We start from the raw sequence: 8,991 nt of genomic DNA on the forward strand, positions 1-8,991 counted from the left end.
AAAAGCAAAAGAAGCTAAAGCAGCTAAATAATAAAATATTGTCATAACTATACTTCATATAATCACATATACCATAAAAGGCCTGTAGTAAATTTACCACAGGCCTTTTCCTATTACTTTAATTAATATTAGAAAAATTCTCCATTATCACAGTAATTTTCGCCTTTCATTGGGAAGAAAATTACACAGCAGTCTTTATTTCCATTGATTTTTTTAATAAATTTAGTAATAAATTCAGCTACCTGTTTTTTAACCTCTGGAGTACGTTCAAACCAAAACAGTTCTACAAATGTATAACCATCGACAATTTTACCATCAAAGATGTATTCAGTGTCAATATGTTCAATAGTAAACCATGTTCTATCGCACTTTACTATTTCAGTAAGTCCATCTATTAACTCCTTGCTGTTTTTTATAATTGGCTCTTTAGCCATTCCTCTGATTTTTAAATGTGGCATAAATCCTCCTTAATTTATAATGAATCCTTTTCAGGAATTAGAGTAACATCTATATAGTTTTTCAAGTTAATTGCCTTACGATTATATTCCCAAAGGTTATCTTTAGTCATAAGCTCTTTAAATTCTTCTGGAGTTGGAAGTTTGTATTGAGAAATTGTATTTGTCTGATAAAGTTGATCCAGCCAGAACACATTTTCCTTAGCCTGAATATCATATGAAATTTTATAATTTTTAACAACACTGTCAATTTTAGCCTGATCCATCTCAGTGTATAACAAATCTGACAATGTCTGAATTACAGCTTTTTTAATCTCATTTATCCTATTTACATCACAGCTATAGTAGATTATAAGTTTGTCCTCTCCATAGTTGTTTGGAGAAAGTGAAGTATAAGAGATAATAGAGTATACCCCTCCTATTTTTTCTCTTATTTTTTCAATAAGCTCCATATCAAGAATTTGAGAAAATCCAGTATAAAGTGTTTTTTCCTTATAACCATAAGTTGAACTATATGGGAAAATAATGGTAGTAGTAGCTTTTTTATCTACTCCTTTAACTACACTCTTACTTACTAGTCCTGTTGGTACGTTTATATCAAGTGGTTTAGGAGTAGATATTTTACCATTATTTGGAAGAGATGCAAAGTATTTTTCCAGTAGTTTAGGAATATCCATATCTTTTATAGAACCTACAATTATAAGTTTATAACCTGAGAAATCTCCAAATTTATCCTTAAATTCATCTAATATAATTTTCTTGTCCAGTAGATTTATATCCTCATTAGATAGAGGTCTTCTACGTTTATTATCTCCACTGTACAGCTTTCTTATCTCATCACCATATACAGTTCTAGGAGAGTTTTGTCTTGTTTTTATATTCTCCTTGAGTTCCTCTATAGTATTATTGAAGATAGTTGAATCAACCTTTGGTGAATATATCAGGTAACTCATATATTCAAGTGCATTAATAAGATTTTCTCTATCTGTTCCAATATTGATTCCCTGTTCATAATCACTGATATATGAAGCTACACCAAAGTTTTTTCCTTTCATAAATGCTTCTAAATCTCTAGGTTTAAGATTTGCAGGACCTGACCCTTCAATAATTCCAGATGCTACTATGGAGTTTATATAGTGGGTATAGTTATCTACAGAGCTTCCCTCTTTTTTAAAGAGTTTTATAATTATTTTATCTTTATCAAAATCAGTTGCTTTTGTATATACTTCCATTCCATTTGAAAGAACATAGTTTTCTCCATCATTTTCTACAATTTTACCTGGAGTCAGTTTTATAGGTTCCAGTGTGGCAGGATTTAATGAAAAATCAGGAACATCTTTGATTTTATCAGATTCTCTTATTATATCTTTAATTTTAGTTTTTGTTACAGTTCCCTGTTCTGTACTTGTAGTTAGCATGTAGAGTGAATTTTCATCAAACATCTCTCTTATTCTGGAATTAAGATCAGATAGTTTGATTGTATTTAAAAGTTCTGAATAAAGTGCTAACTCCTTATCCATCTCAATAAAAGACTCTCCATACATAACATGTCGTACAAGCTCTTCAGCATAGGTATTGTGATCAATGCTGTCTTTATTTGCCACAAAACTCTTCATACTGTTATAGAGGTTATCCTTTTCAAGATTAAGCTCAGTTTCAGTAAATCCATTGATAGATGCAGATCTTAAAAATAGATTCAGAAGATTGATTCCTTCTGGGATTCTATCATTTTTTATTATTGCAACAGTGTCAAAAATATCTTTATCTTTAGTCATTGGATATTTTCCAATAAATGATGTAAGAAATACTGAATTCTCCTCTTTAGTCAGATTGTTAAGTCTTGAATTTAAAATATCTACAACAAGTTCATCTATTATATACTTTCTTAGAGAGTTTTTATCAGTAACTACATCTCTATCAAGAATTTTTGTGATGTAAAAGGTATTAAATCTAAGCTCAGGATCTGAAAAAGTTATATATTTATTTTTCAGTTTATTCAGAGGATAGCTTTGAGGTACACCTGCATTTTTATCCCCTTCATAGGTAAAATATTTTTTTATAAGATTTTCAACAGTTTTACCATCAAAATCACCAACAGCTATAACTGCCATATTTTGAGGTTGATACCATTTTTTATAAAATCCATTTAGAAGGTCATGGTCAGCTCCTAAAATTATTTTAGGAAGTCCAATAGGGAAACGGTGGTAGTATCTTGAGCCTTCAAAGAGAGCTTTCTTTTGAACATCTCCAAGACGTTGAGAAAGTCCCTGAGTAAGTCTCCACTCCTCTATTATAACTTTCTTTTCACTATCTATTTCTTCTGGGACTAAAGTAGCTTCACTTGCCCATTCTCTCAATACTTCAATACCATCTTCAAGCTCTTTTTCTCCTGTAGGGACTTGAAGTTTATACACTGTTTTATCAAATGTTGTATAAGCATTAAGGTCTCCTCCAAATTTCAGACCAATAGACTGAAGATATTTAATCATATCATTTTTCTTATACTTTGTAGTGCCATTAAAAGCCATGTGCTCCATAAAGTGTGCTATTCCCTGTTCTTTATTTTCCTCCATTAAAGAACCTGTTTTAACTACAAGATTTAATGTTGCATTATGTTCAGGTTTAGCATTTGGATATATATAGTACTCTAGACCATTATCCAGCTTTCCAGAAATCAGCTTAGGACTGTCTTCAAAAGGTTTAGAGTATGAAAATATAGAGATAATTGTAAAAATAACCAGTAACAGAAGCCTTTTAAAAATTTTCATTTTATAACCTCCAAAATCAATTTGCGTATATAATATAATATCATTTTTAAAAAAAACTTGCTAGATTATTAATTTTTATAAAGTTTAACATAAGAACTATTGAGTTGTTTCTAAAAATTCTGTATACTAAAGATAAAAGAGATTTAAAAAATGGTGTATAATGAAATAAATTGTTTTTTTAATAAAGGAGAAGAAAAGGGAAATGAGCTTTAGAGTTGTGTTAATTCATGGGTTTTATGGAAGTTACAGGGATATGGAACCTTTAAAAGAAAATCTGGAAACATTGGGATATAAGGTTGAAAACCTGAATTTTCCTCTGACTTTTCCTGATATAAAATGCTCTGAGAATATGCTTAAGCAGTTCTTATTAGATCTTAAATATGGCGGACATCCAGAAAAAGAGGAGATAGTTCTCATAGGATATGGTTTAGGTGGTAAACTTATAGAAGGTGCTTTAGCAGATAGAGCAGTAAAAGGTATAGTAGATAAAATAATACTTATTTCAGCACCTACAAAGGATTCAGTAATTCACAGAAGGCTTAGCAGAGTTTTTCCATTATTAGACAGGATATTTAAACCTTTAGCTGTATTTAAAAATAAGAAGCATTTTAAACTTGATAAAAATATAGAGGTTGGAATAATAATAGGAACAGAACCATGTGGAATATTTAAAAGATGGCTTGGAGAGTATAGTGATGGAGTGGTAAATATAAAAGAGTGTTCATACCAAAAAGCTAAAGATACTCTTTTACTTCCATTGGTTCATGATGAGATACATAAAAAAATGGGAACAGCAAAGTATATAAATAACTTTATTTCAAAAGGTGGATTTAGAATAAAATAGGAGGAGTAGATGAAGAAAAATATTGAAAAATATGCACAATTAATAATAAAAAAAGGAATAAATATCCAAAAAGACCAGATTCTTGTAATCAGTGCTCCTGTTGTAACTTATGATTTTACAAGACAATTAGTTGAAGAGGCATATAAAGCTGGAGCAAAAGAGGTAATAGTACATTGGGGAGACGAAGTGGTAGAAAAATACAGATATGCATATGCAAGTGATGAGGTATTTGATATTTTCCCAAATTGGAAAAAGGAGTCAGTTGACTATTATAGAAAAAAAGGTGCAGCATTTTTAAGTATCTATGCAGAGGATCCAGAGATATTAAAAGATGTAGATAAAACAAGAATAGCAAGAAATAAAAAAGCAAGAGGTCTTGCATTAAAAGAGTATTATGAAGCTATTATGGGTAACAGCAATCAGTGGTGTGTAGTATCGATTCCTACAACTCCATGGGCAAAGGCAATATTCCCAAATGAGTCTAAAGAAAAAGCAGTAGAGAAACTATGGACACTTATATTTAAAATAATGAGAGTTGATAAAGATGATCCTGTTCATGAGTGGGATAGACATCTGCAAAACTTTAGAGACACTATGGGATATTTAAATAGTAAGAAATTTGTTAAATTGAGATATAAAAACAGTTTAGGAACAGATCTTGAGATAGGTTTGCCACAGGGGCATAAATGGATAGGGGGATCTGAAAAATCTAAATCAGGTGTGGAATTTATAGCAAATATGCCAACAGAAGAGATATTTACTCTACCAGATAAATATAAAGTAAATGGTGTTGTATATTCAAGTAAACCTCTTATATTTGGAGGAAGTAAGATAGACAATTTTAAACTTGTATTTAAAGATGGAAAAATCGTAGATTTTTCAGCAGAAGTAGGAGAAGAGGTATTGGAAAAAGTTCTTACAATAGATAAGAATTCTAAATATCTTGGAGAGGTTGCCTTAGTTCCTTATGATTCACCAATATCAAAATCAGGAAAAGTATTTTACAATACTCTGTATGATGAAAATGCTTCATGTCACTTAGCTGTGGGAAGTGCATATCCTGTATGTCTTGAAGGTGCAGAAAAAATGAGCGATAAAGAGTTGGAAGAAAAAGGTGTGAATATTTCAATGAATCATGTGGATTTTATGATTGGAACTAAAGACCTTGAAATAGTGGGAATAGAGCCAGATGGAACAGAGGTTCAGATTATGATGGATGGAAATTTTGTATTTACACTGTAAGATAAAAGAAGTATAATATAAGTCCTTGGCAGGGGAGTAACACAGTTAGAGGGAAAACAAAAAGTGGAAGATTAATCCTCCACTTGGTTGTTACCCTCTAATTTTTTTACAAATTCAGCTAATATTTCAGCACATTCGTCAATTGTTTCATATTTAAAAGAAAGAGCATATTCATGTTTTTCAATACTTACACTGTATAATGGATCATAGTATTGTTTTATTAAAAGTTCTGAAAGTTCTCTTAATTTTTTCTCTTCCAGTAAATCAAGATAGATTTTCATTTTTTCTTTAGAAACATATCTTGCAACTTTCAAAAGACACTCTTTGATCTGATCCATAGGAACATTTGCATAATCTTCCATCAATATATCAAGTCTATTTTCAATAGATGTATCAATATATAGATGAGTTCCAGCCATCATAGCTTGATAAACAGATTCTGGAATATAAACATTTCCTATTCTTTTACTTTCACTTTCAACTACTATATATTTTGTAGTACAAGTTCTAAGATATTCAAAAACCTCTCCATCAAATCTTTTTTGGCTCTGTGGAAGTTCTTCACCTAATCCACCGAAGAAAGAACCCTTGTGAGCAGCCATTTTTTCCAAATCCATAACAGATACACCAAGGTCAATCATTCTATTTAGAACTTTAGTTTTTCCTACACCTGTTTTTCCATGAACAACTATATATTTGAAGTTTTTATTCAAATCAGGAATCTGACTATGAATATAGCTTCTATACTCTTTATATCCACCTTTAAGTTTTGCAGTTTTGTATCCAAGACTGCTAAATAGTGATGCTATAGTAGAACTTCTCATTCCACCTCTTGCACACATAAAAATAAGTTTTGAATATTTTTGAGAAAGCTCTTGAACCTGTTTAAAAATTTCAGGAAGTCTTTTTGATATATACTGTACTCCTAATTCTTTAGCTTTTTCCTTTGAGACCTGTACATATGTAGTTCCTACATCAACTCTTTCCTCATCTAATAATACAGGAATATTGACAGTATTTGGAACGTGGTCTATAGTAAATTCTTTTGGAGTTCTCACATCTATAAGTATAGCATTTTTTTCTTTTAAATATTCTTCAAAAGTAATCGTTTCCATATTGACCTCCTTAAAGTCACGTATATTAAATAATATCTCTATTTTAAAATATTGTCAACAGATAAATGATTTAGAAAAAAGATTAATTTCATAAATATAATTCAAAAATTGTATTTTACAAATTTCATATGGCCTTAGTAGACTGGTCAATGTTGACTTTGAGAATATTGATAGATACTATATATAGATGTATTCAAAAAATAAACCACAATATTTTGGAAAAAATGTTATAATGAGGAGGTAGATTAAAGTACAAAGGGGGAAAAAATGGAGATAATTGACTGGTTAGGAGAAGATAATAAATTAGGGCTGGACATTTGGGAGAAAAAATATAAGTATGATGGAGAAACGTTTGAAGCTTGGTTAAATAGAGTGTCAGGTGGGGACAAAGCTTTAAAAGAGATGATAATGAATAAAGAGTTCATATTTGCTGGTAGAATACTTTCAAATAGAGGACTTAGTAAAATTGGAAGAAAGATAACATACAGTAACTGTTATGTTATTGCACCACCTGAAGATAATATAGAATCAATATTTGAAACAGCAAAAAAACTTGCAAGAACTTATTCATATGGTGGAGGATGCGGGGTAGATATCTCAAAACTTCGTCCAAGAGGAGCAGAAGTTAATAACTCTGCCAAGTTTACAACAGGGTCTATCTCTTTTATGGATCTTTACAATATGACTACAGATATCATAGGACAAAGAGGTAGAAGAGGGGCACTAATGATTTCTATTGATGTAAATCACCCTGATATAGAGGACTTTATAAAGATAAAATCAGACCTTACAAAAATTCAAAAAGCTAATATCTCAGTAAGAGTAGATGAAACTTTTATGAAAGCTGTTGTAGATGGGTTAAAATATGAAACTGAGTTTATAGTTAGAGATACTGGTGAAGTAATTAGAAAAACTATAGATGCAAGAAAATTATTTAAAGAACTTGCAGTACAAAACTGGAGATTTGCAGAGCCAGGAGTACTGTTCTGGGATAGAATAAGAAAGTGGAATCTTTTAAGTGAAGATGAAGAGTTTGAGTATGCAGGAACAAACCCTTGTGCTGAAGAGCCTCTTCCAGCTGGAGGTAGCTGTCTCCTAGGTTCTTTAATCCTTCCAACATTTGTAAATGAGGAAGATGAATTTGATTATGAGAGACTATCATCTGCTGTTGAAAAATCTGTAAGGGCATTAAATGATGTACTAGATGAAGGTTTACCACTTCATCCATTAGAAGAGCAAAGAGAGTCTGTAAAAAACTGGAGACAGATAGGACTTGGAGTATTAGGTGTTGGAGACCTTTTAATAAAGATGAGATTGAAATATGGAACTTCTGAATCTTTAGATTTTTGTGATAAAGTTGCTAAAACTATTATAGACAGTGCTTTAAGAGCAAGTGCACTTCTTGCTAAAGATTATGGAACTTATCCAAAATATAAAAAAGAAAAGATTCTTCAATCAAAATTCTTACTTGAAAATGCTTCAGAAGAAACTCTAAAACTAATTGAGGAGTATGGACTTAGAAACTCACAACTTCTTACTATTGCACCTACTGGATCAATAGGTACAATGCTTCAAATAAGTACAGGAATAGAACCAAACTTTGCATTTTCTTATACAAGAAAAACTGAAAGTCTTCATGGTGAAGATGTATACTATAAAGTATTTATTCCAATTGCACAAAAATATATGGAAAAAAATAGAATTGAAAATGAGATAGATTTACCTGAGTATTTTGTTACTGCTCAAAATTTAAATCCTCATGACAGAATAAAAATGCAGGGAGTATGGCAAAGAAGAATAGATGCAAGTATCTCTTCAACTATTAATCTTGTAAATAAAGTCTCAGTAGAGGAAGTTCAACAGCTTTATATAGAAGCTTGGAGAAATGGACTTAAAGGAATGACAATCTATAGAGCAGGTTGTGATAGAGAAGGTATACTTACTGTTGAAAAATCACCTGAAAAAGTATTAGAGGATAAATTAAACAGTATTCCAAGAGGTAAATTAAAACCAATTGCTGCAGATACAATTTACTATCCAACTACTATGAGGATAGGTTGTGGAAAATTAAAAGTAATGATTGGATATTCTCCAACTGAAAGAGCAATTCAGGATCTTTATGTAATTAGAAGTGGTACTGGAGGATGCGAAAAGAATATTCAGGCTGTTGCTATATATATGTCAGGAATACTTAGACTTGGTGGAAACTTGTTTATGCTTGAAAATGCAATTGAAGGTGTAAGTGGATGTACATCTTTTGCTGTAGCTAGAACTAAAAATCAGAATGTAAGCCAGGGAAGCACATGTCCATCTGCAATTTTAAATATTCTTAAAAAATTTGAAAAAGATATGGGTTTAGATGCTCATGAACAGGCTATTAAAAAGCTTGATGAAGAGGAAAAAGAGGAGCAGGAAATAAAGGAAGAAAGTGATAAAAAACTTTTGATGCACTGCCCTGAATGTGGAGCTCCATTAGAGGTTACTGGTGGATGTTACTCATGTAGAAATTGTGGATATTCAAAGTGTGAATAATAAAAGGATTTGAAGACAGTCTGTGAAAGGACTGT

General features: G+C 31.1%; 6 protein-coding genes. 3 read left to right on the top strand and 3 right to left on the bottom strand.

Annotated features, from left to right (window positions below; genetic code table 11):
- Nucleotides 1–128 precede the first annotated feature (128 nt).
- Complete coding sequence (locus tag IX290_RS10490; RefSeq protein WP_211493139.1) at nucleotides 129–458, bottom strand: DUF1904 domain-containing protein; 330 nt, start codon at nucleotides 456–458, stop codon at nucleotides 129–131.
- A gap of 14 nt (nucleotides 459–472) precedes the next feature.
- A complete protein-coding gene (locus tag IX290_RS10495) occupies nucleotides 473–3,223 on the bottom strand; it encodes a M16 family metallopeptidase (protein ID WP_211493140.1) in 2,751 nt (916 codons plus the stop codon).
- A gap of 202 nt (nucleotides 3,224–3,425) precedes the next feature.
- On the opposite strand from IX290_RS10495, the gene IX290_RS10500 reads away from it, so the two are divergent.
- Both IX290_RS10500 and IX290_RS10505 read left to right on the top strand, forming a co-directional pair.
- Nucleotides 3,426–4,067 (top strand): alpha/beta hydrolase, encoded by a 642-nt coding sequence (locus IX290_RS10500; RefSeq protein WP_211493141.1) that lies wholly within the window; start codon nucleotides 3,426–3,428, stop codon nucleotides 4,065–4,067.
- A 9-nt stretch (nucleotides 4,068–4,076) separates the two neighbouring features.
- Complete coding sequence (locus IX290_RS10505; protein WP_211493142.1) at nucleotides 4,077–5,309, top strand: aminopeptidase; 1,233 nt, start codon at nucleotides 4,077–4,079, stop codon at nucleotides 5,307–5,309.
- A gap of 71 nt (nucleotides 5,310–5,380) precedes the next feature.
- Here the strand turns inward: IX290_RS10505 and mnmH are convergent, their stop codons facing one another.
- The gene (gene mnmH, locus IX290_RS10510; RefSeq protein ID WP_211493143.1) at nucleotides 5,381–6,424 is read right to left on the bottom strand and encodes a tRNA 2-selenouridine(34) synthase MnmH; all 1,044 of its coding nucleotides are present in this window, start codon (nucleotides 6,422–6,424) and stop codon (nucleotides 5,381–5,383) included.
- A 267-nt stretch (nucleotides 6,425–6,691) separates the two neighbouring features.
- Here mnmH and IX290_RS10515 point away from each other — a divergent pair, with 267 nt between their 5' ends.
- Complete coding sequence (locus IX290_RS10515; RefSeq protein WP_211493144.1) at nucleotides 6,692–8,956, top strand: adenosylcobalamin-dependent ribonucleoside-diphosphate reductase; 2,265 nt, start codon at nucleotides 6,692–6,694, stop codon at nucleotides 8,954–8,956.
- Nucleotides 8,957–8,991: the final 35 nt, after the last annotated feature.

It is taken from the genome of Fusobacterium sp. DD2 (assembly GCF_018205345.1).
Lineage (GTDB): Bacteria > Fusobacteriota > Fusobacteriia > Fusobacteriales > Fusobacteriaceae > Fusobacterium_A.